This is a genomic window from Rhizobium sp. PRIMUS64 (assembly GCF_023006465.1).
GTDB classification, from domain to species: domain Bacteria; phylum Pseudomonadota; class Alphaproteobacteria; order Rhizobiales; family Rhizobiaceae; genus Rhizobium; species Rhizobium leguminosarum.
Window position 1 is genome coordinate 38163 of record NZ_JALBGX010000030.1, and the last position, 25058, is coordinate 63220.

The 25058-nt window shown below is 59.2% G+C and carries 21 protein-coding genes and 1 pseudogene; 7 read left to right on the forward strand and 15 right to left on the reverse strand.

Annotated features, from left to right (window positions below; all coding sequences use genetic code 11):
- Nucleotides 1-3: 3 nt before the first annotated feature.
- From MOV76_RS14555 to MOV76_RS14580, 6 genes are read right to left on the reverse strand one after another with little or no spacing between them, the layout of a single operon-like run.
- A complete protein-coding gene (locus tag MOV76_RS14555) occupies nucleotides 4-867 on the reverse strand; it encodes a branched-chain amino acid ABC transporter permease (protein WP_047622218.1) in 864 nt (287 codons plus the stop codon).
- Nucleotides 854-1573 (reverse strand): ABC transporter ATP-binding protein, encoded by a 720-nt coding sequence (locus MOV76_RS14560; RefSeq protein ID WP_247264752.1) that lies wholly within the window; start codon nucleotides 1571-1573, stop codon nucleotides 854-856. Before MOV76_RS14560 ends, MOV76_RS14555 begins: the two co-directional genes overlap by 14 nt.
- Nucleotides 1573-2292: an ABC transporter ATP-binding protein gene (locus MOV76_RS14565; protein ID WP_247264753.1), complete on the reverse strand. Its 720-nt coding sequence runs from the start codon at nucleotides 2290-2292 to the stop codon at nucleotides 1573-1575. The genes MOV76_RS14560 and MOV76_RS14565 overlap by 1 nt, the downstream gene beginning before the upstream one ends.
- Before the next feature lie 51 nt (nucleotides 2293-2343).
- Nucleotides 2344-3624 carry an ABC transporter substrate-binding protein gene (locus MOV76_RS14570; RefSeq protein ID WP_247264754.1) on the reverse strand — a complete coding sequence of 427 codons (1281 nt, stop codon included), beginning with the start codon at nucleotides 3622-3624 and terminating at the stop codon, nucleotides 2344-2346.
- A gap of 54 nt (nucleotides 3625-3678) precedes the next feature.
- Nucleotides 3679-4737, reverse strand: coding sequence for a maleylacetate reductase (locus MOV76_RS14575; RefSeq protein WP_247264755.1), 1059 nt, complete (start codon nucleotides 4735-4737; stop codon nucleotides 3679-3681).
- Nucleotides 4734-5597 carry a dioxygenase gene (locus tag MOV76_RS14580; protein WP_247264756.1) on the reverse strand — a complete coding sequence of 288 codons (864 nt, stop codon included), beginning with the start codon at nucleotides 5595-5597 and terminating at the stop codon, nucleotides 4734-4736. The genes MOV76_RS14575 and MOV76_RS14580 overlap by 4 nt, the downstream gene beginning before the upstream one ends.
- A gap of 94 nt (nucleotides 5598-5691) precedes the next feature.
- Between MOV76_RS14580 and MOV76_RS14585 the strand changes: the two genes are divergently transcribed.
- Both MOV76_RS14585 and MOV76_RS14595 read left to right on the forward strand, forming a co-directional pair.
- Nucleotides 5692-6642 (forward strand): LysR family transcriptional regulator, encoded by a 951-nt coding sequence (locus tag MOV76_RS14585; RefSeq protein WP_018247085.1) that lies wholly within the window; start codon nucleotides 5692-5694, stop codon nucleotides 6640-6642.
- Between the two features lie 330 nt (nucleotides 6643-6972).
- Nucleotides 6973-7926 carry a sulfonate ABC transporter substrate-binding protein gene (locus tag MOV76_RS14595; RefSeq protein ID WP_247264757.1) on the forward strand — a complete coding sequence of 318 codons (954 nt, stop codon included), beginning with the start codon at nucleotides 6973-6975 and terminating at the stop codon, nucleotides 7924-7926.
- A gap of 205 nt (nucleotides 7927-8131) precedes the next feature.
- Here the strand turns inward: MOV76_RS14595 and otsA are convergent, their stop codons facing one another.
- The 5 genes from otsA to MOV76_RS14620 form a co-directional block, all read right to left on the reverse strand.
- Nucleotides 8132-9523 (reverse strand): alpha,alpha-trehalose-phosphate synthase (UDP-forming), encoded by a 1392-nt coding sequence (gene otsA, locus MOV76_RS14600; protein ID WP_247264758.1) that lies wholly within the window; start codon nucleotides 9521-9523, stop codon nucleotides 8132-8134.
- A gap of 484 nt (nucleotides 9524-10007) precedes the next feature.
- Entirely contained in the window at nucleotides 10008-10997 is a 990-nt protein-coding gene (locus MOV76_RS14605) for a substrate-binding domain-containing protein (protein WP_247264759.1), read from the reverse strand.
- Nucleotides 10998-11050: 53 nt separating this feature from the next.
- Nucleotides 11051-12094 carry an ABC transporter permease gene (locus tag MOV76_RS14610; protein WP_018247080.1) on the reverse strand — a complete coding sequence of 348 codons (1044 nt, stop codon included), beginning with the start codon at nucleotides 12092-12094 and terminating at the stop codon, nucleotides 11051-11053.
- Nucleotides 12094-13611 (reverse strand): sugar ABC transporter ATP-binding protein, encoded by a 1518-nt coding sequence (locus MOV76_RS14615; protein ID WP_258719772.1) that lies wholly within the window; start codon nucleotides 13609-13611, stop codon nucleotides 12094-12096. Before MOV76_RS14615 ends, MOV76_RS14610 begins: the two co-directional genes overlap by 1 nt.
- Nucleotides 13608-14606 (reverse strand): LacI family DNA-binding transcriptional regulator, encoded by a 999-nt coding sequence (locus MOV76_RS14620; protein ID WP_247264761.1) that lies wholly within the window; start codon nucleotides 14604-14606, stop codon nucleotides 13608-13610. Before MOV76_RS14620 ends, MOV76_RS14615 begins: the two co-directional genes overlap by 4 nt.
- Before the next feature lie 200 nt (nucleotides 14607-14806).
- On the opposite strand from MOV76_RS14620, the gene MOV76_RS14625 reads away from it, so the two are divergent.
- The gene (locus MOV76_RS14625) at nucleotides 14807-15247 is read left to right on the forward strand and encodes an RbsD/FucU family protein (protein ID WP_193445187.1); all 441 of its coding nucleotides are present in this window, start codon (nucleotides 14807-14809) and stop codon (nucleotides 15245-15247) included.
- A gap of 108 nt (nucleotides 15248-15355) precedes the next feature.
- Here MOV76_RS14625 and MOV76_RS14630 read toward each other — a convergent pair whose 3' ends face one another.
- Nucleotides 15356-15622, reverse strand: a complete 267-nt coding sequence (locus MOV76_RS14630; protein WP_026231063.1) for a WGR domain-containing protein — start codon at nucleotides 15620-15622, stop codon at nucleotides 15356-15358.
- 287 nt (nucleotides 15623-15909) lie between these two features.
- Nucleotides 15910-16104 (reverse strand): acyl-homoserine-lactone synthase, encoded by a 195-nt coding sequence (locus tag MOV76_RS14635; RefSeq protein ID WP_018448899.1) that lies wholly within the window; start codon nucleotides 16102-16104, stop codon nucleotides 15910-15912.
- 362 nt (nucleotides 16105-16466) lie between these two features.
- Between MOV76_RS14635 and repA the strand changes: the two genes are divergently transcribed.
- The 4 genes from repA (at nucleotide 16467) to MOV76_RS14655 (ending at nucleotide 22215) form a co-directional block, all read left to right on the forward strand.
- Complete coding sequence (repA, locus tag MOV76_RS14640) at nucleotides 16467-17684, forward strand: plasmid partitioning protein RepA (protein ID WP_018448900.1); 1218 nt, start codon at nucleotides 16467-16469, stop codon at nucleotides 17682-17684.
- Nucleotides 17669-18709: a plasmid partitioning protein RepB gene (gene repB, locus MOV76_RS14645; protein ID WP_115157772.1), complete on the forward strand. Its 1041-nt coding sequence runs from the start codon at nucleotides 17669-17671 to the stop codon at nucleotides 18707-18709. The genes repA and repB overlap by 16 nt, the downstream gene beginning before the upstream one ends.
- A 239-nt stretch (nucleotides 18710-18948) precedes the next feature.
- The gene (gene repC, locus MOV76_RS14650) at nucleotides 18949-20214 is read left to right on the forward strand and encodes a plasmid replication protein RepC (RefSeq protein WP_247264762.1); all 1266 of its coding nucleotides are present in this window, start codon (nucleotides 18949-18951) and stop codon (nucleotides 20212-20214) included.
- A gap of 1734 nt (nucleotides 20215-21948) precedes the next feature.
- Nucleotides 21949-22215: a DUF2277 domain-containing protein gene (locus tag MOV76_RS14655; protein WP_247264763.1), complete on the forward strand. Its 267-nt coding sequence runs from the start codon at nucleotides 21949-21951 to the stop codon at nucleotides 22213-22215.
- Between the two features lie 91 nt (nucleotides 22216-22306).
- On the opposite strand, the pseudogene MOV76_RS14660 reads toward MOV76_RS14655, so the two are convergent.
- Both MOV76_RS14660 and MOV76_RS14665 read right to left on the reverse strand, forming a co-directional pair.
- A pseudogene (locus MOV76_RS14660) lies at nucleotides 22307-23407 on the reverse strand (Fic family protein).
- A gap of 148 nt (nucleotides 23408-23555) precedes the next feature.
- Nucleotides 23556-24473: a recombinase family protein gene (locus tag MOV76_RS14665; RefSeq protein WP_247264764.1), complete on the reverse strand. Its 918-nt coding sequence runs from the start codon at nucleotides 24471-24473 to the stop codon at nucleotides 23556-23558.
- Nucleotides 24474-25058 lie beyond the last annotated feature (585 nt).

A 25058-nucleotide genomic window follows, 5' to 3' on the forward strand; every position in this document is an offset into this window, starting at 1 on the left:
ACCTCAATCCACCGCGCGCGGGAAAAGGCCGCGCGGCTTGAACAGGAGAACGGCGAGGAATGCCAGATGGCCGGCAAGGATCTGCCATTCCGGATTGATCGCAGCGCCCAGCGTCTGGGCAACGCCGAGAATGATGCCGCCGGCGAGCGTGCCCCAGAGCGAGCCAAGCCCGCCGATGATCACCGCCTCGAAGGCATAGATCAGCCGCGCCGGTCCTGATGTCGGATCGAAATTTGCTCGCGTCCCGAGGTAGAGAGCCGCGATCGTCACCACGACCATGGCAAGTCCCGTCGCCATGGCGAAGATACGTTGCGGCCGGATGCCCATCAGCCCTGCTGTCACCGGATCGTCCGAGGTTGCCCGGAAGGCGCGGCCGACGGACGTGCGATAGATCAGCTGGTTGAGACAGACGATGACGGCGACCGCCGAAAAGAAGGTCATCAGCGGCATGATGCCGGCGGTGACGGGGCCCAAATTCACGGAGGCGCTTTCGAGGCTGCCGGCAAAGACGCGGCGGCTATCGGCGGAAAAACCTTCGAGCAAGCCGTTCTGGATGACGATCGACAGGCCGAAGGTGACGAGCAGCGGCGGCAGGATATCCTTGCCGAGCGTGCGGTTGAGCAGGAAATATTGCAGGCCCCAACCGATGGCGAACATCAGCGGCATCGCTATCAGGGCGGCAACAAACGGGTCGAGCCCGAGTGTCGTCACCAGCACCAGGATCAGGAAGGCGGCAAGCACGATCAGGTCGCCGTGGGCGAGGTTGACCAGCCGCATAATGCCGAAGACGAGACTGAGCCCCGCTGCAAACAGCGCATAGAGCCCGCCGAGCAGCACGCCCTGGAGAATGGTATCAAGCCAGTTCATGGTGATCCGTCCCGAAATAGGCCTTGTGGATGTCGTTGCGGCTAAGATCGGCGGCGCGGCCGAAGAGCGTCACCCGCCCTTCCATCATGCAGTAGACGCGGTCGGCCACCTTCAGCGCCTGGGCGATGTCCTGCTCGACGATGACGATCGAAGCACCGGTCTCGCGGATTCGTGGAAAGGCGGCGTAGATATCGCGGACCACGACAGGCGCCAGACCGAGGCTGATCTCGTCGCAGAGCAGCACCGCCGGATTGGACATCAGCCCGCGGCCGATCGCCACCATCTGCTGCTGCCCGCCGGAAAGTGCTGTGGCCGGATTGTCGCGCCGCTCCTTGAGGACCGGGAACAGCGAAAAGACGCTTTCGAGCGTCCACGGCCCATCGACCTTGCGGCCATAATTGCCGATCAGCAGGTTCTCCTCGACACTCAGCGATGGAAAGAGCTTTCGCCCTTCCGGCACCATGGCAATGCCGCGCGCCAGAATGTCAGGCGCCGGCAGCGCGCCGATCGGCTCGTCGCGGTAAAGGATCGACGAAGCCGCATTGGCGAGCACGCCCGAGATCGAGCGCATCAGCGTCGTCTTGCCGGCGCCGTTGGCGCCGATGATGGCGATGGTTTCGCCGGCGCCGACCGTAATATCGACACCGAACAGCGCCTGGATATCACCGTAGGAGGCAGTCAAGCCTCTGGTTTCGAGCAGCGCCATCAGACCTCGATCCCCAGATAGATTTCGCGCACATCGCGCGAGGCCATGATGTCCTGCGGCTTGCCGATGCCGATGACCCTGCCGAAGTGCAGCACCAGCAGCCGCTCGACGACGGAATTCAGCGCGTGCAGCACATGCTCGATCCAGATGACCGCAACGCCGCGCGCATGAATGGCGCGGATCGTGGCAACCAACGACCGGCATTCGCCCTCGGTCAGTCCGCCGGCGATTTCATCGAGCAGCAGCAGCTTCGGTTCCGTCGCCAGCGCGCGCGCCAGTTCCAGCCGCTTGCGCTGTAGCAGCGACAGGCCTCCGGCCAGCACATTCGCCTTGTCGATCAGCCCTGTATCCACCAGGATTTCGGCGCAGCGGTTCGACACCTCGGCCTCGCGCCGCCGCGAGCCGAAAGCGCCGGCGACCAGGAGGTTTTCAAAGACCGTCAGCTTCTCGAACGGCTGCGGGATCTGGAAGGTGCGGCCCATTCCCGACAGGCAGCGCGCCATCGGCGGCGTGCGCGTCACATCGCTGCCGAGAAAGCGGATGCTGCCGCTATCGGCGGCGATATTGCCGGTGATCAGATTGAAGAGCGTCGACTTGCCGGCGCCGTTCGGCCCGATAATCCCCAGCGCCTCGCCTTCGCCGACGGCAAAGGAAATCTGCTCGGCCACGGTCAACGCTCCGAATTTCTTCGAGACACCATCGAGTTCGAGAATTGCCAAACCCATTCCTCCCAGAACAGGCGGGGCCTCTAGCGGGCCCCGCGCCCAAAATCAGGCGATAGCTTCCATCTTGCCGCCGACCGGAATGTTCGGCGCCGTTTTATTGTCGGTGATGACGAGATCGTAGCCGCCGCCGTCTTTGAGCCGCCACTGGCCGCCGACGAGCGGCGTCTTGGCAATGTTCTTGGCGGCAAACGGCGGCAGGCCCTTGCCGTCCCAGGCGATTGGCCCGACCAGCGTATCGAGCTTGGTCGCCGCAATCGCCTGCGCGACGGCATCCCCATCCTTGGGGTCTCCGGCCCGCTTCATCGCATCCACCGCCAGTTCGAACAGCGCATGGGCAAAACCGATCGGCTGTGTCCAGGGCCTGTTAGTCGCCTTGGTGAAGGCGGCTGCCACCTGTGTCGCACTTTCCCCCGTCAAGGACGACTTGAACGGATGGCTCGGCGTCCACCAGACTTCCGACGACAGATTATGCCCGGCATTGCCAAGCGCCTCCACGGTCTGCGGGAAGAGTAGCGCCTTGCCGATCGAGGCGATTTTCGGGGCGAAACCCTGTTGCTTGGCCTGGTTCCAGAAGGTGGTGAAGTCAGGCGGGATCACCACGCCGGTGATGATCTCGCACTGGCCCGATTTGAAGGCGTTGATCTGCGCCGAAAAATCGTCGGTCATATTCTGGTAGCGGCCGGGGTCGATCAGGCCATAGCCCATCTTTTCCAGCACCGGCGGGAAGCCGACGACCTTATCGCCCCAGGCATTGCCATCGCCATCATTGGGGAACAAGCCTCCGACCTTCTTATTGGTCTCGATCTGCGCCCACATATTGGTGAAGACGGAGATGACGTCCTCGAGACCCCAGAAGAAGTGATAGGCATAGTTGAATGGTTTCCACGAGGTGGGGTCGCCGGGATTGCCCTGCTGGCCGATGAACCAGGGTTGCCAGGGCGCTACCGTCGAAATACAGGGCATTTCCTCGGCCTCGCAGGTGGTCGCCACCGGATTGGTGGTCTCCGGCGTCGAGGCGACGAGGATCAGGTTCACCTCATCGGTGACGATCAGTTCCTTGGCGACCTCCGCCGCCCGGTTCGGATTGGACTGGCTGTCCTTGACGACGACCTCATAGTTGAGACCCATCGACTTGGTGGTCGTCAGAAAGCTGTCGATGACGAATTTGTCGGCCTCGCCGAAGGCGGCAAGCGGCCCCGTCTGCGGGCTGACATAACCGAGCTTGATCGTAGCATCCTGTGCGATTGCGGGGGCGGCAAGCCCGGATGTCGCCACCAGTGCCCCGGTGGCGGCCGTCGTCTTCAGAAAATCGCGTCTCGTAAACATGTTTCCTCCTCCCATTTTTCTCTCCTCCCAGAGAGCGTGATGTCTGTCGTCAACTCATGCCGGCCGTTTGCCCTGCCAGGCATCCTGTAGCAGGGCACGAATGGATTGCCGGTCGATCGGCCTCGGATTCCAGTAGGGATTTTCGGTGGCGATCTCGGCTGCGCGATCGAGATCGGTTTCGCTGAGGCCAAGATCCTTCAGCGCCTGCGGTGAACCGATCTGACTGGCGAAATCCCAAAGCCCGCCGCCGACCGAACCGCCAAAGATATCGGCGACAGGCGCCAGAAGTTCCGGCACGGCAGCGGCATTGTAGGCGGCGGTGTGGGGCAGCATGATCGCATGCGTGTCGGCGTGCGGCGTATCGAAAGTGCCGCCCAGCGTGTGGCAGATCTTGTGGTGCAGGGCCATACCGACCGTGCCGAGCACGGTGCCGCAGAGCCAGGCGCCGTAGAGCGCATCGGCGCGGACATCGGCATCCCGCGGCACAGCGACGATGTCGGGCAGACTGGTCTTGAAGGCCCGCAGCCCCTCCGCCGCCATCAGTGTCGATATCGGGTTGCGATCCTGCGCGTAGAGCGCCTCGACCGCATGGGCCATGGCATTCAGGCCCGAGCTGGCGCTCATGCCAACCGGCAGGCCGAGCGTCAGGGCGGGGTCGTAGATCACAACCTCAGGCAGGATGCTCGCATGGCGCACGGTGGTCTTGCGCCCGCCCTCCGTCTGGCCGAGGATAGGCGTGACTTCCGATCCGGCATAGGTCGTCGGAATGACGATCTGATGCAGATCCGTGCGATAGGCGATTGCCTTGCCAAGCCCGGTGGTCGATCCGCCGCCGAGCGAAACGACGCAATCGGCCTGCGTTCGGAGAACCACTTCCATCGCCTCTTCGGTGACATCGACTGGCGTGTGCATGACGGCGCCGGCAAAGACGCCGACGGCGAGAGAGCCCAGCCGCGCGGCCAACGCTTCAGCGTCGGCCCTCTGTTGCGGCGTCGAGAGGACGAACGCCTTGGCGCATCCGAGCTTTTCCACCCATTCGCCGGCGGCAGCGCTCTTGCCTTCGCCGAAGACGATATGGGCGGGGCTGCCGCTATAGATGAAATCGCGGCTCATGTGTCGCCTCTCTGTCTGGCGCGGACCATGATGAAAATCAGTTTCAACAACCATTCCTCGCCCTGCTGCTCGAAGGTTCGCACCAGCTCCGGCTTGACGGCGAAGATCGCGTCTTCGGCCAGATGCGGATCGCTGCCGTCATAGATATGCGTGGTGATCGTCTCGAAGCCCGGCGCCTTGATGATGAAATGAAGATGCGCCGGGCGGCGCAGTGGATAGCCCGCCTCCCGCAGAAGCTTTCCCACCGGACCATCGTCGGGCACGCCATAGCCACATGGCTTGATGGTCCGATAGTGGAAACGTCCGTCCGCATCCGTGCGGAAGCTGCCGCGCAGATTGAATTCCGGCTGCTGGTCCGGCTGCTGGTTTTCGTAGAGCCCTTGAGCATTGGCCTGCCAGGTGATGATTTCGGCATTTGCGATAGGCTCGCCATCGAGATCCTGCACGCGGCCGGAAACCTCCAGTGTCTCGCCGATTCCATCGAGCGAAATATTGCCGCCGAGCGGCAGTTGCGGAACGTCGGCGCGGAAGAAAGGTCCGCGCACGGTGTTGGGGGTGGCCGTCTTCGGACGGCGCGAATTGATCTCCTCGACCAGTGCCGAAGCGCCGAGCAGATCCGACAGCAGCACCCACTCCTGGCGCCGCTCGTCGCTGGCGTGGCCGACATCGGTCAAGAATTCGATGACCTGGCGCCATTCCGCCTGGGTGGGTCGCACTTCGCGGATCAAGGTATGAAGATGCGTCACCGCCGCCGCGAGAACCTGCGGCAGGCTGTGCTCCTTTGATGGCGGAAGTCGTTGCGCGAACATGTCATGCGAGTTGGCCTCGCTGAAATTCAGCGCCATCGGACCCGGCGTCATGCGTCTCCTCCAAAGCAATGGCTGGTAGAGATAAATTAGCGCGAGATCACTTTGCCCATGATGATTTTATTCCAGTTTAATATATCATATCGTTATGAAGATAGATGAACGCCACCTTGTCCAGCTTGCCGCAGTCGTTAAAACCGGCGGGGTCACCGAGGGAGCAGCCCTGCTCGGCCTATCGCAGCCGGCCGTCTCGCGCACGCTCTCGATGCTCGAAGCCCGCATCGGCGAACCGCTGTTCGTCAAGGGGCGACGGCCGCTGCAGCCAACACCATTGGGACGAGCGCTGGCCGATCACGGTCAGACCATGTTGTCGGCATCACGCAAGGCCTCCGATGTCGTCGAAAGCTTTCGGGTCGGCAGGAGCGGCGTGGTGCGTGTCGGCGGCACGCCTTTTTTCATGGACGCATTGATCGCCGGGATGGTCGCCGAGTTCCAAAACCTGCATCCAGACGTGCGCATCGACCAGACCTATGGTTATTTCCCAGACCTCCGGGCCGCGCTCAATGCCGACCAGATCGACCTTGCCATCTGTCCAATCGATATTCTCGACGAGGGCTCCGGCCTTGAATTCCAGCAAATCCTGCCCGGCCGCAACGTCATCGCCTGCCGGGTCACCCATCCATTGCTGTTGAAGCGGCGGCCTCAACCGGCACACCTGCTCGATTTTCCCTGGGTGGCACCACCGCCAGGCAGCCCGCTGCTCACCGATCTGCGCAGCATGCTCCTGTCTTTCGGCGCAACCGAAGTCAAGATTCGCTATTCGGGCGGCTCCCTCATGAGCGTCGTCCACTACATGAAGGCGGCTGATGCACTGACCATCATGCCGCACAGCGTCGTCTTCGCATTGCGTAACGAAAAATCCATCACAGCCCTGCCCGTCCCCATCCCCCATCCGGAACGCGCGCTCGGTCTGTTGAAGCGTTCGGACGCACCTCGCACGCCCGCCGTAGATCACTTCGCCCGCCACATCCGCACGGGCTTCGATAACCTCAAGCACCTGATCAAGCGGCATGAGCAGTCAGTGGTCTGGGGCTCATAAACACGATGCAAGAATTTGGTGTAGGTTGGCGCCACTACACATTCGACTTGACATCGACGACCCAGATACAGCCGGGTTGTCCTTCCTCATGGCCATATTCCTCATCAAGGAAACCGTCATCGGTAAAGACGGCAGCCACCCGCTCTTTTAGCAACGCCTCGACGCTCCGATCGGCGCTCGAAATCGGGCCAGCAACAGGCGCGGTTCTTTTTGCTCGTTACTGCGGCAGAACAAAAAAGCGAATCCGGAAGAAGGGGACGCGGGAGCATGTATACTCTAGGAAAAATGTAGACATACTTTATTTTAGCGTCGTCTATTCCGGAGGGTATGATGAAGATCACAAGACGCGCTTTCACTGCGGTGGTGGCAGGTGCCATCGCAACACCTTTGATGCAGGTTCGACTGGCTGGTGCGACTGACAAGGTGGTGCGCATCGGCTACCAGAAATATGGAACTCTGGTGCTTCTCAAGGGCAAAGGGTTGCTGGAGAAGAAACTCAAATCCATCGACTACACCGTTGAATGGACCGAATTTCCGGGCGGTCCCCAGCTCCTCGAAGCCCTGAACGCTGGTGCGGTCGATTTCGGATCGACCGGGGAAACGCCGCCGATCTTCGCCCAGGCGGCGAACGCTCCGCTTGTCTATATCGCACACGAGCCGCCTGCCCCGCGCGGTGAAGCCATACTTGTCCCGAAGGATAGTCCCATCAAGTCCGTTGCCGACCTGAAGGGCAAGAAGATCGCCTTTAACAAAGGCTCGAACGTGCACTACCTGCTCGTTAAGGCGCTCGAAGAAGCCGGTTTGACCTACGAGGACGTGGAGCCATCCTTTCTCGCCCCAGCCGATGGCCGCGCGGCTTTCGAAAAGAGCGCGGTGGATGCATGGGTCATCTGGGATCCCTTCCAGGCAGCTGCGGAAGTGGCGATCGAAGCGCGAGAGCTCAGAAACGGCGAGGGCATCGTTCCCAACCACCAGTTCTATCTCGGCACGACTTCGCTGGTTGACGGCCATGCCCAGGCGATCGATGTCTTGATCGACGCCATTTCCGAGATCGACGAATGGACCAAGTCCGACACCGCGGCTGCGGCTGCGGAGCTATCACCGTCGGTCGGCATCCCCGAACCTGTCCTCGTCAAGGCGCTCGAACGTCAGTCCTACGGGATCAAGAGTCTGGATGACACGGTCGTCGCGCAGCAGCAGAGCATCGCCGACACCTTTTTCAAACTGAAGCTCATTCCCAAAGAGGTGACGATTGCGGACGTCGTCCGCAAGGGCAAGGCGTGATGCCCATCTTCAGGATCTGAGCACTGGCTCGAGCGAGAAAGTCTGGCCGCCTTCTCGCATGACACTCAGCCGGGACACCGGGCTCCGTGTGAAGCTGAGACGCGGTGCATTGGGAGGGGCCGCAAATCAGAACGCAACCCTCTCAGTCGTGAGTTTTGGCGCCGGCGATCCGGCGCGGTTCGATCGTCCGGTTTGCGTGGAAAACCTAATTGGCGGCAGGCGTCTTCGCGATCAAATCTCTCAGAAAGTCATTGCACCAGCGAGAGACGTCGTGTTCTAGCAGATGATCCATCATTCCCCGCCAGCGTTCGCGGCGTTCCTCGATTGACATCGTGAGTGCCTTGGCAAGGGCATTGGCGGTGCCTTCGACATCATAGGGATTAACCAGCAGTGCACCTTTCAATTCGCGGGCCGCGCCGGCAAAGCGGGAAAGAACGAGGACGCCCGGGCGATCGGGGTCTTGCGCCGCGACATATTCCTTCGCGACCAGGTTCATCCCATCGCGCAACGGCGTTACGAATCCGATTGTCGCAAGACGGTAGAGGCCAGCGAGCACATTTCTGCTGCTGGACCGATTTATGTAGCGGATCGGCACCCAATCCACGGTTCCGATCGCGCCATTTACCCGGCCCGCCTGTTCAGCCACCATTCGCTGCATCTGTTCATATTCAGGCACTTCGGATCGCGATTTGGGCGTGATCTGCAAGTATGTCACCTTGTTTTGATAGGCTGGATTGCTGGTGATGAAACGTTCGAAAGCGTCCAGACGCTGGGTAATGCCCTTCGAATAGTCGAGCCTGTCGACGCCGATGATCAAGTCGCGTCCCTCGACGCTCTGCCGGGCCTTGCGGACCATGTTATTTGCCGAAGCTTTGCCTGCGAGTTCAGCGAAAGCCGCGGTCTCGATCCCAATTGGGTAGGCAGCTGCCTTGAACGTCCGTCCGTGTGAATCAAATAAGCCGTCGCCGAGGTCGTCCCCGATGCCCTCCCGCGTGAGATAACCGGCGAAATTCTGAAGATCATGGTCGGTCTGGAAGCCGAGAAGGTCGTAGTGCGACAATCCACGCATGATTTCCTCATGCACCGGCATCGTGACGAGCACGTCGGCTGATGGCCAGGGGATGTGCAGGAAGAAACCGATTCGGTTTTTCAGCCCTATCCGGCGCAGTTCCGCCGCCAGCGGAATGAGATGATAATCATGCACCCAGATGACGTCGTCCGGCTCGATCAGCGGCGCCAGCCTCTGTGCGAAGAAGCGGTTGACGCGGAAATAGCCGGCCATTTCCTTGCGGCCATACTCCGCAAGATCGAGCCGATAGTGGCAAACCGGCCAGAGAACGCGGTTGGCAAAGCCGTGATAATATTCCTCGACGTCGGTATCGGTCAGGTCGGTCACGGCATAGGTGATGTTACCCTGCTGCCGCCGCGAGAGCCTCTCCGGTTCTCGGCTCCCGCTCGACTTGCCCGACCACCCCATCCAGATACCCCCTCGTTCCTGGAGAGCGGCCTGCAAGGCGACGGCAAGACCGCCTGCCGGTGCCACGCCGTCTTTATCGGGAATCGGCACTCGATTGGAAACGACAACAAGCCGTGCCATTGCAAAGTCCTTTCATGGAGTGTTCTAGCCGCGAATGGCCAATGATCCGATCAGTCCGCGAAGCTGCCGACATGGCAGGAGACCGAGACGCGCAGACGCGAGTCGACGAATTGCTAGACTTACCTCTTTTGACTTCGCCAACCAATACTTGGTCGGTAACATCGTCGGTGATGACCAGTCCAGACGCCTTCTGCCACATGACGATCAGGCTAGCGGCGATTCCATCGCTTTGGGTCATCAATGTTCGGTGACGTTTTCAGGTTTGGCTTTTCAGTTTCGCGATCTTGGCCCAACTCGGACCTGACATTCTGTCACGGCTGGCGCCTCACCAGCCCCGCGGGACAGTAAGAAGACTTAGGCCGGCTGCTGCTGAAATTTTCGACCAACTGGTCGAATGACGCGACGACTCGGTCAGACGCGCCAACCGGTGGATATGGTTCAACCCGGCTGAACGGACGCGTCCGGCCGGGTTGAGTCTGGAGCTTTACTTACCCATCATCTGCTTCGCGTTTTCGGACGTAATGGCGGTGGTATCGACCGTTACTGTCGCCGGCACCGACGATGCGCAGTCCAGCAATATCGACTTAGCCATGTCGACCGCCTCTTTGCCTCCTGTCGGATAAGTGAAGGTCGCTGACCAGTCGCCCTTTGCGACTGCCTCGATCCCGCCTGCTGGACCCGGCAAGCCGTCGGTGCCGATGATCTTCACGCTCTTACCGGCACCTTTCGCAGCAAGTAGCGCACCCGCCGCCATCATGTCGTTGCTGGCATAGACCATCTTGATATCGGGATGAGCCTGCAGCATTGCCGCGAAGGCGGTCTGCGCTTTATCCGGCAACCAGTCAGCCGCTTGTTCCGCCACGATCTGGATCTTGGGGTTTGCCTTCACGCCATCTTTGAAGCCGTTGAGCCGTTCGACGGCTGGTGTCGAGCTCGGCAGCCCCTGCAGCACGGCCGCCTCGCCGCCATCCGGCAGAAGCGTCTTGCTCGTATATTCGCCGGCGGCCAACGCGATTTTGTAGTTATCTCCTCCGATGAAAGCTGTGTAGTCCTTGCCAGCCTCACCGTTTGTCTTGCGGTCAAGTTCGATGACCGGGATACCCGCGTCCATTGCCCGCTTGACGGCGGGCGTAAGCGGAGCCGCCTCGAAAGGCGAGATCAACAGAAGGTCAACCTTTTGGGTGATGAAATTGTCGACCTGCGATGTCTGGGTGTTGACGTTGCCCGCGCCGTCAGCGATCTGCAGCGTGAACTGCGGGACTGCCTTGGCGGCTGCCTCTAGTTCATCGTTGACGTGCTGGCGATAGGGCTCCGCATTGTTGGCCTGCGAGAAGCCGATGACGAAGTCGCCATCCTTGGCACAAGCCTTCACCAGCGGATCGGCAGCGTGAGCCACGCCGGCAATAGCAAGGCATGACCCGGCCAGGAGCGCCATGCGTCCGGCATGCGACAGTCGAAGTGCATTCTGTGTCATTACTTTCTCCTCCACATTGATCCCGGATCCACCCTCCGGGTGATGCCGCCACACTACCTGCCCAATCCTTCGCGGCGACGAACGAGGGATTGAAGGACTGCCGCCAGAACGATAATTGCCGCTGTGGCAAGCAACTGCATCGCTGGCGTGATGTTGTTCAGCTGCAATATATTGGCCAAAGCGCCGAGCATGATCGTACCGGCGATTGTTCCGACCATTGAACCTGACCCGCCAAACAGGCTGGTTCCTCCGATGACGACAGCCGCGATGGCCGTCAATTCATATCCGGTCCCATCATTGGCACTCCCAAAATTGAATTGCCCGGCATGGACGATGCCAGCAAGCGCGGATGCAAAGCCGGTAATGGCGTAAACGGCGATCTTGATTGCTGAGACCGGAACACCTGAGATGCGGGCGGCGCGCTCATTTCCGCCGACGGCATAGACGTAACGGCCGAATCTGGTCGTGTTCAGCACCAGCGTGGCGATGCAGGCAAAGATCAAGAAGACGATCGTAGCCACGGGAACGACGTTGCCGAATAGCCGACCGCCCAGAATGGCAAAGATGGGCGGAGCGAGCCCAGGACCATCACCATAAGAGATATTGATGTATTGATTGTCCGACACAACGAGTGCAAGCCCGCGGGCTGCCTGTAGACCGGCGAGAGTCACGATAAACGCTTCAAGTCGAAACTTGCTTGAGATCGCTCCCTGGACCAACCCGAAGCAAATGCCCATCAGCAGCACTGCCAGCACCGTCGTGATCAGCCCAAAACCGCCTGAGACCATCAATGTTGCTGTTACCACGCTCGCAAGACCAAGTGTCGCCCCAACCGAGAGATCAATTCCGGCCGTGATGATCACGAACGTCATTCCGATCGCGATGATGCCAGTCTCAGACACCGCACGGACGATGTTGGCGATGTTGTCGGGTTGAATGAACAGGATGACACCGTGCCGACGCGGTGAGAAAATGATGCCCCCGGCGAAAACGAGTATAAGGCCGATCAAGCTTTGGAAGCGGACCAACACCGCAAGCGGATCCATCCGCTTGGCGGGCTGAATGGCTGGATTGGATGTAATTTGCTGTTCGGACATCAGGCCTCCCTCCCGTTGGCGGCCGCCAGGACTTCGTGTTCGTCGACGCCGCCAGAAAACTCAGCAACGCTGCTGCCGTTGCGCAAAACCACTATTCGATCGCACAGGCCGATCAGCTCGGGCATCTCGCTCGAAGCGACAAGAATGCCCAATCCCTCTGAAGCAAGTTTGCGCAGGCGGGCGTAGATTTCCCCCTTTGCGCCGACGTCGACGCCACGCGTCGGCTCGTCGAGAAGCAACAAGCGCGGATTTCCCAGCACTTCCTTTGCGAGGACGACCTTCTGTTGATTCCCCCCCGAAAGTGCCCCGACCGCGATCCCGGGATTCTTGGGACGGATGTCGAACTGGCCGAAAGAACTTTTGATCGCGTCCTCTTGGCGTCGCGCAGACATAAAGCCTCTTGGTGATATCCAGCGGATGATCGACATCACCAGATTGAGACCTACAGACATACGCAACATGAGACCGGCTCCACGCCGGTCATCGGTTACGAATGCCAGTCCTGCCCTGCGAGCAGCCGCGATCGATTTAAGCCTGGTCGGTCTGCCACCAATCGTAATGTCCCCATGCCATTGGCCCGGCACGCCTGTTCCGTAGAGTGCGCTCAAGAGCTCGGTTCGACCCGCCCCCATAACGCCAGCGAGCCCGACGATTTCGCCGCTACGAACATCGAGATCGACTTTGATTGGCGCTTGCCACCCGGGAGACGCGCGATGTGGGCGGAAGGAAGCCTGCCGCATCCGCAGGAGCACGTCACCAACACTATGGGCGCGGCGCGGATAAAGCTCGTTCAAAGGACGTCCGACGAGAAGCTGCACTAGTTCGGCCTGCGGAGCATCTGGTTTGGTGACGCCAGCCACCTTGCCGTCGCGCATGACCGTTACGCGGTGAGCGATCTGCGGGACTTCCTCAAGACGATGCGAGATATAGACGATGCCAACGCCCGAGGATGCCAGGCCACGCATGATGTCGAACAATCGATCTACTTCGCCAACGGTCAAGGCAGCCGTCGGCTCATCCATAATGAGGGCTTTCGATGCGTAGGAAAGCGCCTTGACGATGGCGACGACCTGTCGCTGGCCGATCGAAAGCTCACTGACGAACTGGGTGGGATCGATCGATCGGTCGATCGCTTCCAGTCTTTTGCGCGCCTCTTGCAGCATCGCCTTGCCATCGAGCGTGCCATGCCGATGGACAAGCTCGCGCCCGAGAAAGAGATTGGCAGCCACGGTCAGGCTCGGAACGAGGTCCAGCTCCTGGAAGATCGTTGCGATTCCCGCTGCTTGTGCATCACGCGGGCTGTGAAATCGCGCGGGTTTGCCGTCGATGAAAATCTCTCCCTCGTCCGGCGTATTCACACCGGACAACAGGTTCATCAACGTCGACTTTCCGGCACCATTTTCACCAAGCAGCGCATGGATTTCGCCAACCTTTAGTTCGAAATCCACGCCGCGAAGCGCCTGAACGCCGCCGAAGCGCTTGACCACACCTCTCGCTGAAAGAACAACGTGGCTCATGCTGCCTCTCCACACGATTCACGTACCCGCAAAACTGGCGACAGTCGAATGGTCTCGCGGGGGCGGAGCTTGTTGCCTATCCGCTCGATCAGCAAGTCCGCCGCCTTCCTGCCAATCTCATCGCAAGGCTGGGCCATCAGCGTCAGGCGCGGTTCGAAATAATCTGCCCATTCAAAATCATCGATTCCAAGCACAGAAATGTCCGCGGGAACACGCAGCTTCCGCTCCCGGATAGCCCTCATAGCCCCGATCATCGCCAGATTGTTCGAAGCAAGAATCGCTGTCGGCGGCTCCTTCAGCTCCAGCAAACGGTGCGTCGAAGCAGTGGCGTCGGCGGTGCTGCGATTGCCGTCGCTGATTAAATTGTCCTCTACCTCTATTCCCTTCTCGATCATCGCTGCGCGGAAGGCCTTTGCGCGCTCCACGGTCGTCGCAAAGCCGGGTTGACCGAGAATGATCCCAACCCGTCGATGATGCAGCGTCACGAGATGATCGACGAGCGTTCGTATTGCGGCGACGTTATCCGTCCCGACCTGGTCGAAACGGTTGTCCGACAGCCTGTCAACAAGCACACAGGGAAGGTCGGACCGGATGAGATAGTCCAGCGCTTTTTTGGGATCGCCCGAAGGCGCAAGTATAATCCCGTCGACTCGGCGCTGATGCAGATGCTGGACCAGTTCCAGCTCCCGGACCGGGTCATCTTGCGTGTCACAGAGGAACACGATCAAGCCCCGTTTGGAACACTCGGTTTCAATCGCACAGATGATGTCACTGAAGTAAGGGTTCGAAATTGCGGAAATCGCGAGGCCGACGGTACCTGTCGATGACAGTTTGAGCGAGCGAGCGACTGTATTGGGGATGTATCCGATCGCCTCCACGGACTCGAGGACGAGCTTGACCTTCTCGGGTGAGACGTAGCGCGTCTTATTGAGAACGTGCGAAACCGTGGAGACTGAGACCCCGGCCGCCTTTGCCACCTCGGAAATAGTCGTCATGAGCGCACTCCAGCTCTCGCCAGCAGCGCAACAAACAGGTTTTTCAAACTATCCTCCCAAGCGAAATTCCAACCTCCAGAGGCTCTCCCAGGATCCGCTATCTGATAACGCTAGCGCCATCGAAACGTTTGCGCAATCGTTTTTTTCTGCTAATCGTTCATCGCTCTTGTCGCTGCTATTCTCTTGGGAGGGAGACCGTCATGCTGAAGGGTGTGCCGCCGTTCATTACGGCCGACGTGTTGTGGGTCATGGCCTCCATGGGTCACGGCGACGAACTGGCAATCGTGGATCGAAACTTCTCCGGTTTTCGTGTAGCGACCCAAACCACGAGCGGAAAGCTTCTCATTTTAGAGGGTGTCGATGCACCGACTGCAGTCCGCGGGATCCTTCAGATGATGCCCTTGGACACGTTTAGTGAGACGCCTCTGATGCACATGGAGGCCGTCGACGCGCCAGGCGAGCTGCTGGAAGTACACAAAGACGTCCTCGCCGTTTGCAGTGAAGCAGAGGGGCGTTCGATAGCGAGCCAACCGGTCGAGAGGTTTGCGTACTATCCCATCGCGATGCGATCGTTTGCAGTCATCCAGACGGCGGAATCACGCGCCTATGGGAACTTCATCCTTAAGAAGGGCGTGGTCTGAGGGTTCTCTCCGACTAACAAATCTGCGACTTGCCACCCTTGCTGCATTGCGGCCTCTTCATGTGCGGGCACCCTCGCTTCGGCTGTGAAGGAAAGAAGAAGAACGAGGTCAGCCCCGCAAATACCGGATAGTTGTTTTCGGTCGGTAGCCGCGAGCACGTTTTTGTTTCACCAGGTCGAGGAACAGTCGAACTGCCTCCTCCTCCCGTTCGAAGACATGGTGCTTTTCCTGCCCACGCCTGCCGATCCGTCCCCATCGCCGCGTCAGGCAGGGCTCTCCAAACAGCGTCTGCCCAATCTCTATGGCGTAGTAGCGCGCCATGTTCTTCGCCGGATCCGCTCGTTCGATATAGAGGTGGTAGGGCTGCACAGTCATGTTGGCATCATCGTCAAACGGGACGGCGACGTCCAACGACACATTTGAATCAATCACATGCGACTGATTCATTTCCGTGAAGGATGGTACTTGGGCGAGTGGCCGTAGGATATCTGCAAACATCCCGAACGTGAGGTGGCGCAAGGCCCCCTCCCCGGCTTAACGAGGACACACAGTATCGACGTAGAAGCGCGAGCTTTCGATCATGACGGATGTGCGTCGAGCCGCCTGGCGAAAGCATGGTCAGGCCAATGGCGGGCAGCAGCCGTGCGCAACCGATCACCACGTCAATATCCCCTATCCGCTAAGGCAAGAATATAGGTCGGTTCGATTTCGTCGAATTGATCGCGCTCCCGACCATTGGATCTGGAGACGTTCCAGGCGAGCCGGTCCGCGACGACGCGCGCCCGGAGGTGGTAGATTTGACCGAGAAGCGCTGCGTCCTTGCTCGACGTCGGCGCCTGGATTGCTATCAGCTTCATGATCCCGCTCCGCAATTGTGCTGGTGCGCGGATCGTGATTTGCGCAAAGAAGCGGTTTGATTCCAGTCACAAATCTGCGAGTCGCTCGTCGCTGCCGCGGGAGGTGTGCCTTGTCCATACCAGGGCGGCCCGTGCACATAGTACCGCCACCCGCAAAAGTGCGGGTATGAAAACAACCGCTCAGCGACGCTCCACGCCTTCAAGTCGTTGAAAAATATGGTGGAGCGCCGGATGACGGTGTTGGCAGCAAGTTGTTTATTAAATTTTCGTTAACCAAAGAAGGTTTGACGACTCACTCGATACCTGCAACCTTTGCGACGGAAAATGCGCGATCATCGGTGAAAAACCGTCGCGAGGTGAAAATGGATCAGATGACGACACGCAAGCAAACGAGCGAATCCTCCGCTGCGAAGATTACACGCCAAGCGCAGATGTTGTCAGCGCAGTTGCAGTCGCTTCGGACACATATGTATCCGCCTGAAGCGATGAAATCGTTGCGCACGTTCACATCACGCGACGTTGCCAGCATGCTCGGGATCGCAGAATCGACCCTCCGCCAAATGTCGTTGGACGGCGAAGGCGCAATGCCGGAGCGACTGGAGAATGGCCGCAGGAGCTACACGCTCGCCCAGGTCAATGAACTCCGACGATACCTGGCAACCAAACGTCCTGTGGAAGCGTTGGATTTCTTGCCGCGCCGGCGCCCCGGCGAAAAGCTGCAGGTCATCGCGGTTGCAAACTTCAAGGGCGGATCCGCCAAAACGACGACGACCGTCCATCTTACCCATTATCTCGCGCTGGCCGGTTTGCGAGTGCTGGCAATCGATCTCGACCCGCAGGCATCCTTGTCGGCCATGTTCGGCTATCAGCCCGAGTTCGATGTCAGCGAGAACGAGACCATTTATGCGGCCATTCGCTATGACGAAGACAACCGACGGCCGATGCGCGACATCATCCGCAATACCTATTTTGACGGCATCGATCTGATACCGGGCAACCTGGAACTCATGGAATACGAGCATGAGACGCCCCAGGCGATTGCAAGCGGCGGCGGCCGCGGCGACGGGATCTTTTTCCGGCGGCTCGGCGCCGTCATAAACAGCGTCGCGGACGACTATGATGTCGTCGTGATCGATGCGCCGCCGCAGCTGGGTTATCTTACGCTGGGCGCTCTCTGTGCCGCCACCTCGCTGCTGATCACCGTTCATCCGGCGATGATCGACGTTGCCAGCATGAACCAGTTCCTGGCAATGTTGAGCGATGTCATGCACGTGATCGAGGAACGTGGCGGTATTCTTGAACACGATTTCATTCGATATGTCATCACTAGGCATAATCCGAACGATGTTCCTCAGGTGAATGTCGTCGCACTCCTGCGCTCACTGTTTGGCGAGGACGTGCTGGCGCCAGCCGTGGTGGACACGACGGCAATTGCCAGCGCCGGCTTGGAGAAGAAGAGCCTTTACGAAATGGCACGCGGTTCTGTCGGTCGTGACACCCTCACACGCGCCTTGGACTCCGTCGATGCTGTCAATCTCGAGATCTTCAACCACATCCAATCGGTATGGGGACGGTCATGACCAATGCCAAAGAACGCTCCAATCGGATGAAAACCCTTTTTGGGAATGTCGATTCCGCTGAGCTTGCGAAACAGATCTCGGCAGGTCCCGCGGTCAAAGTTGGATCTGGGGCCGTCAAGTCGATGGACCGGGCCTTTGTCGCCGTGGAAGAGGAGAACGACCGCCTTCGTGAACAACTGAGCGGTTCTGAAGCAATTGTCGAAATTGACTCCGCCCATGTCGTTCCCTCCTTTGTCAGGGATCGCCTCGACATCGAGGGAGATCCGTTATTTCAGGGTTTCGTTGAGGGCATCCGCGAAAGCGGCCAGAGACTTCCCATCCTCGTTCGCCCCTCCCCTGACAAGCAAGGCTACTTTCAGGTCGCTTATGGCCATAGGCGTTTGCGGGCCTGTCAGATTCTTGAACGGCCGGTAAAAGCGATCATCCGTGAGCTCACCGACGACGAGTTGGTGGTCGCTCAAGGGATCGAGAATACCGAACGCGCCAATCTCTCGTTCATCGAGCAGGCGCTGTTCGCTGCAACCCTCAAGTCGCGCGGCTTCCGCCGGGAGACGATTGCTGCCGCCCTCGGCAGGGCAGACGGCAAGCTGACCTATATTTCGATGCTGATTGGGATCGCAGAACAGTTCCCGGCCGAACTGATCGCCAGGATCGGTTCGGCGCCTTCAATTGGCCGGCCGAAGTGGGAAAAGCTCGCCGCCCATTTCAAGGACGGTAGGGCTCCGGCCGCAGCCCAGGTTATCATTGACCAGGTGACGTCGACGAGGACATGGGTTGCGTCCCCAAGCGATCAGCGCTTCGCCGCGCTCATGAACGCCCTGGAACACAAGGCAGCCAGCGGAGATCGCGGCGAAGAGATCGAGATCGGTGGCGGCGCGGTGATTACCGCGAAATCCTCGCGTTCCTCAACGCTCATTACAATTCCGGAAAGCAAGATGCCAGGCCTGTCGGCCTGGCTCATCGAAAAGCTTCCGGCACTGGTGGACGAGTACCGGCAACAAAACGGGGAGACGCCGATGCGGTAGGCTGGTTCAGAAATAGGAAAGGGCTCACCGACGGCAATCGGCGAACCCTTAAAATCCTAGCCGACAGTACGAAAACGTCCCGTCGACATCAGCTCTAACAAACTGATTCTATGACGGACCGCTGGCACAATCAACCCCTGCGTAACAGCTGGGAACGAAAAACTGTGCCCGTCTGCTGGCTTTCATCAACAAGAATCTCGATGGAGCCGCACGCTAAGGCGCTGCGGGCAGGCTAGCTAATGACAGAAGCAACGGCAATCGCATCGTTCAGACGCGTCAGTCCGGCCATTCTCGCAAGCGCGCGAATGGCGATGGCCAACGACATCCCGGACACCTCGAAATCGGAGATCTCCCTCCTGTTGAAGAAAGCAGCGCCGATCCTTGGGATCGACGGCACGACCTATCATGTCCTGGACATTCTCCTTGGCCTCTCGCGCGGCGATGACTGGAAAGGGGCCGGCAGGCCGATCGTTGCAATTTCGAACGCCAAGCTCGCAGAATACACGCTGCGCTCCGAGCGCACGGTTACGCGGTGCCTCCGCAGGATCGTTGAAGCTGGGATCGCTGCCTACCGAGACAGCCCAACGGGCCGGCGCTTCGTGTACCGCGACAATGACGGAATGGTTGCCAGCGGCTTCGGGCTCGATTTTACGCCGGCGCGCGTGCGGCTTGCGGAGATCAAGGAGAGCGTTGACAACTATCAAAGGGAACTGAAGGCTACCCAGGATGCGCGGCGAGCGGTTACGCGGTTTTCCAGGGCAATCATCGATGCCTGCGAAGCATTCCCGGAGAAGGCGGATAGCTGGAGGTGCGCTGCACAGGCGATCATGGAGACGATGGTGAGCCGCGCTGAGCAAGCAAGCAAGCTCGAATCACTGCATTCCGAGGTTCTTGAATACGCCGAAGCTCGCTTTGGTGAGCATAATATGTCATGCGCGGGTGACATTGGCGTCACCTCCATTATTATTACAACCCCTAAAGACCTTTCTGAAAGTAGTGAACGGACTCGCTCTTCCGAGCGAGACATCAAACAAACTGACGACGGCTCCGCCGTCGAAATGGCTTATGAAAATAAGCCTGAAGCGGCGGTTGGTGACACGCAATCCCGATTGCGGCAGGCGGAGAAGGCGGTTGGTGATATCCAGGGTGCTGTTTTAGCTGCGGTGCCGGTTGGCTTGCTGCAGGTTGGGTGCCGCGCGGCGCAGGAATGTGTCAGTGTGGAGTTTGACGGCTGGTCCGATGTTGTCGGCGCGGCGGAAATGATGCGGCGCATGATCGGCCTTTCGGAGGCTGCATGGGTAGACGGTGTAGGGAGGGTCGGCCGTTATGCTGCGTCCGCCATCTTGGCGACTGTGCTCGAAAAATCTTTGCGTGACCCGGAGCTGATTGCAAAGCCGGGGGGCTATTTCCGTGCAATGGTCGACCGGGCGGTCGATGGGAGTCTTCACCTTTCAAAAAGCCTTTACGGTCTTGCCGAAAGCAGGATGAATACACGGGATAGATAGGCGAAAGGTAACAGCTGTTACTCCGCGCTTGGGCATGCGGAACCGGCGACGAGGTTTACCTTGACGCCGCTACAGGAATAGTTCGATTTCCGGGTGTGGCTTCGCCATCTGGGTCGCTTGAGCGGCAATGAGGCGGGTGTATCCACAAAGAGCGGTCGTTTCGCCAGGTATCGGTTTGCGCCCGCCGTCGTGCAGCCATAGTCCATCTGGCTTCCGCAAGACGGCGAGGGCGGTACAACTGCCCTGAAGGACAGGCGAGATAGCTGAGGCTGGGGAGTCCCATTCCTCCTGTTCATTGAGACCTAACCTGCCTATCCGGGGCACCCTCCGTTCTGAATGTGTTGCCGATCGGAGGCGAAATCTTTGCGCGTTCTTGGAGCCACTCGGCTCGAAGAAGAACATGGGTGTTGGAGGGCGTAAACGAATTCTAAGGAGCGGGGTGGCGCGTGTCGAGGGCATTGAGCGAGGCCGAGCGCACAGCATCCATGATTCTGGGCGGTTCCCTTGTTCGGACATTTTGGCCAGCCAACGGGGTCAGCAATGGACGTTGATCAGGGAGAGAATGAGTGAGAGCCGTGACGAAAGGTGGTCTCCGAATGTTCATTCAAGAAGCCCTGCCCGGTTCGGCCAGCTTGTGACCCGTCCGGAGATCATTGCGTATTGCTGCCTAAAGGACGGAGAGGCAGTCGGCATGTGCGGCACCCGCCGAGCAGAAGAGGTTGCAGGAAGGCCGGTAATGGCGTTTGCGCGGGCCGGGTGCTGCAGGCTGCCTCGCCGCGGGGAGAGATGGACGGGCGGGGGCTACCTATCGCCACCTCGTTCTCCCTCCCCTGTCGAACGTAGTCTGCCTATCCACTTATGGAGGGCCGAGGCAGGATCCGGTCGACACCCACTTCGCTGGGCATCAATGCCAATTTTTTTGCCCTCGGGTTCGACGAGTCAGGCGACCTTGATCCGATGGGCTCAGGTACCAGCTGTTACCTTTTGGGTGGTGCGGCCGACAAGCATGACCCTTCTCCTCCTTGAAAACGCTCAATCACCAAAAGCGAGACAGCTTCCGGGACTTCGGCCGTTACGAGTAAGTGCCGAGCGGTCTGACGTTTTAAACATGTGGGCCGTGGAAGGATCCGACGCGGGCGGTCAAACGATGTCACCAATGGCGCGTGGCGTGCTGTGCACTTAATGCACGGAGCGATGGCAGCGACAATAGCTTTGGGACAGAGAGGGAAGGGGCAGGGTCGCTCGACAAGCGCGTTTGCGGTGGCATCAATGTTAAAATTTCTGCAGCTCGTGTTGGGCGATCGAGGCGATCTTGATAGCCGGGGTCCAAAAGGTAACAGCTGTTACCTTTTGGCGAGACAGCTTCCGGGGCTTCGACGTTATGGGTTAGTGCCGAGCGGTCTGACGTTCAAGGCAAAAGGGACATGGAACCATCCGACGCAGGCTGCAAAATCAGCGTCAATGGTGACCTCGACGCCATTGCGCATGCACCCGATGCCAGGAGCGGTGGCTGACAGAATGACTTATGGCGTCTTTTTCGTTATCTAGGTGTTGTCAGCCCGAGCGACGGAGGGGTAGGACTGTCGGATCGAGGGGGAGGCGAGGATGGGATGGGCACGGGAAGTGGTCGCACCGAGAGAAGGCGCGTCGTGTTTTGAAATCTCCCGGCGCAGATGAGCCACCGTCCGGCCGGCCCTAGGCCACGTGTTAAGCGGAGATGACTGGGAGCAGTCCATGTGCAGAAACATAAAACCACTTTTCAATTTCGATCCGCCGGCGACCGATCAGGAAATACGTGATGCGGCATTACAGTTCGTACGAAAGCTGAGTGGAACGACCAAGCCGTCGAAACGCAACGAGGCAGCATTTGAACACGCAGTCGTTTCAATCGCCGCATGCGCGCGCGAATTGCTCGATTCGCTCGAGACTTCACATCCGCCGCACAATCGCGAGGAAGTAGCCGCAAAAGCGCGGTCGAGAAACCTGACCCGGTTTGCATGATTTTGAGGCCCGCGTGTAGGGCAGCTGGTTCAGCCTCTTCGGTCCTTTGTCCAAAGGGGACGCGGCGGTTGAGTCTGTCTCTTATTCGTAATCAGGGCAGATTTAGTGCGTAGCGTGCATGCTGGCGTTCGCCGGTGCGCGTGAGCGCATCTCTCTCCAACAAGTCATGAAGATCGCGCGTCGCTGTCGCTCGCGAGGTCCGCCTGATCGAAATGTAATTCTCAGCGCTTAGTCCACCTTTAAACCCCCAGGGCCTTTCTGGAACATCCGAGCGATGGCCTTCTCCTGGCGGTCGTTGAATTGCCCGTGGAACCGGTCATTGAATTGCGCCTTGCGGATATAGAGGGCCACCCGCGTCAAGGTGGTCTGTTGCGCATCAAGGATGGTTCCCGCAAAATACACAGCCATTCGGTGATATCGAGCGTGCGCTGATGCCGTTCGAGCTGATCGTAATAGGCTTTCCGGCCATCCTCGATCGTGTGGACAAACGCAATCAAAGCTCGGTTTGCCCGATATTTTGGGCAAGCGATTTTTCAGCGCGCGCTCGGCCAAGCCCTCCATTTCCATCTTTAAATGGATGGATGCTTTCGCAATACAAATGACCGATGCGGGCACGGGTAAGATCGGGCAAGGGAGTTAACGGGGTGGCGCCGTTTTGTTGAACTACTTGGTGTAGGCCGCCATTTCCGCGGGGACCCGCCTTGATGGTGGGGCTTCATAGTGGACGGTCGGATTGTCCAGACGGCCGGGCACAATCTGCATGGCATCTTCATGCGTTCGATATGCGCCGATCGCTCCAAGATGGCGATTGCCTGTCATCATCATGCCGTGCCAGCGAAACAGGGTTTCGTCGTTGAGCGGGGCGGACCAAGTGTCGTACACATCGAGCATCATTTCCGCGATGCCGCGCTCTTGCGGCGTTGATGGCCGATTGTCGACATCGAGGCCAAACTGGCGGCGCAAGGAGGAATTCACGCTCAACCGATCAAGCAGTTCGCCCTCAATCTGGGAGGTTTTCGCTGCATCGTCGCCTAATAGCTCAATACGAAGCAGATTGCGTTCCTCATCGCTGACATGACGGACTGCGCCGATCACTTCCCCCGATGACAGAAGGAATTGGCTTTCGAGTGGTTCAGGTGGCGCATGATCAGATGAAATGCGGCCAGCCTTCGTGCGTCCAGTTCCATTTCATGAGTTAGGCGCCCTTTCTATAACTCACCGAAGGCTGTCGCAGAGACCCAGAGAGCACCTTGAAAGGTTGGAATCGACTATATCCAAAGGGCGGCAAACCATATGTCGCCAATCAAGCGCGCCTCGTTCAGCCGCGTCACGACCAGCACTCATAAGCGTATGAGTCCGAAGCGGCGCGCTTCGTCCAACAGCGCCCTCACTGAAGAAGGCTGCCATTTCCGGCCACCACGCGGCGGTCGCTCATGCATCTGATCCAACTGCGCAGCAATCTCTCGAAGCGATAGGTCGGGATCGGCGATCGCGATCGCGGCGACCAGCTTCATCAGATTGTCCTCCGGCGGCCGCCGAGGAGAGCGGGCGAGCAGTTCTGGCTCGGCAAGCTTTTCGCGTACCATCCGGTGAACTGCCCGGCGCAAGCGTTCGACCGTCCAGCTGTGGCCTTTGCGATTAAGGATCAGCACCACATTGTCCCAACTATGTTGCGGCCGCAGCTTGCGAACAGTCGGCAACCATGTCTGCGCCGATGAAATCAGTTCGTCCAGATAGGCCCGATTGCGAGCGGCAGAGGCAGCACGGACAGCTTCCGGTCGCCGCTCGCGAAGTCCTGGATTGCCGGCGAGCCGCCCCCGCGCTTTAGCCGCCATCATGCCGGCTTTGGTTCGCTCTGCGATGAGCGCACGCTCGAGCTGGGCTACGGCACCCAATACCTGCAGAGAAAACATGCCTTGCGGCGTCGAGGTATCAATTGGATCGCGGAGGGACCGGAAGTGAACGCCCCTTTTCTCTAGGTCTTCGATGACAGCAAGCAAATGGCTAACGGAACGCGCCAGCCGATCCAGTCGGACGACAACGAGCACGTCGCCCGCGACAAGTTCGCGGAGAAGCTTCCTCAGGATGGGCCTCACCCTTGATGCCCCGGATCCGTGCTCCTGATGGATGCGATAGCAACCAGCCGCTCGCAACTCGTCCACCTGGGCGTCGTTGATCTGGTCTTCTGTCGACACACGCGCGTATCCAATCAGCCTCTGGGGAGCAGGACGGGGATTGGGGATTGCGGGTCTCGCCATGGAACTCCCATGTCGTTTATAGCGGCGGTTTGTACAGATAATGCATGCGTCAGTAAACGTTCCTTTGCAAGCGTGTTTTATGATCAGAATAGGAAGCCGTCGGGCGCGGAAACGAGGTCGAGATGGAGGACGGCTCATCGGAGGCCGAGAACACGCGCTGGGGGCTTGCCATGGGCAAAGAGCCCGAAATCCGAGGATCTGGAGGAGGTTAGGTACAGCCTCTTGCTCGACTGCAGGCTTTGACGCTGAAAACCCGCCGCCAAATCTTCGAGCCAAGAGCAGCCGAAAGGGAATTGCGCGGACTTTGATCGCGTCACCATCGACAATTGGTAGTTATCGGAAGTGAAACGCCGCTGTCGTGATCGTCAGCGATCGCGGAAGTAATGCCGGAGATCACTTCCAATTAAGGACGCGTTTACCATGATGTCAATGTGTTACGTTTCTACGAAAATCACCTGACCAGCCTCCTGTGGGGTAAGCGGGGCTGATTTGGTGGCCGTGCCGACACACTCAGCATGTCTGACGCCGAGCAGGGTGCTCGAAGGGCCGAGAGCGTTCAGGCGCGAGCTGCAACCAGGGAGGCGA